We start from the raw sequence: 287 nt of genomic DNA on the forward strand, positions 1-287 counted from the left end.
GGCCGCCGCGACCAGTTCGGCCGCGACGGCCTCGCGCATCAACAATGCCGTCCGTCGCCTCGGTTCGGGTTGGAGCCTCTTCGTCGAGGCGCAGCGGCACGCCGCCGCGACCTATCCCGAAAGCGAGTTTCCCGATCCCGCCTCTCGCCTGGTCGACGCCGAGCGCAAGGCCGAGTTCGAAGAGGAGGAGGTTCATTTCGTATCGAGCTACTTCCTTACCTTTCTCTATCTGCCGCCGGCCGAGGAAGCAGCCCGCGCCCCTCGTAGAGCCACGTCTCGGCGCGGGC

General features: G+C 67.6%; 1 pseudogene. It reads left to right on the forward strand.

The features are described from left to right. A pseudogene (locus EN857_RS34235) lies at positions 1 to 287 on the forward strand (conjugal transfer protein TrbE); the annotation flags it as partial.

Origin of the sequence: Mesorhizobium sp. M4B.F.Ca.ET.214.01.1.1, from assembly GCF_004791545.1 — a bacterium.
GTDB lineage: Bacteria > Pseudomonadota > Alphaproteobacteria > Rhizobiales > Rhizobiaceae > Mesorhizobium > Mesorhizobium abyssinicae.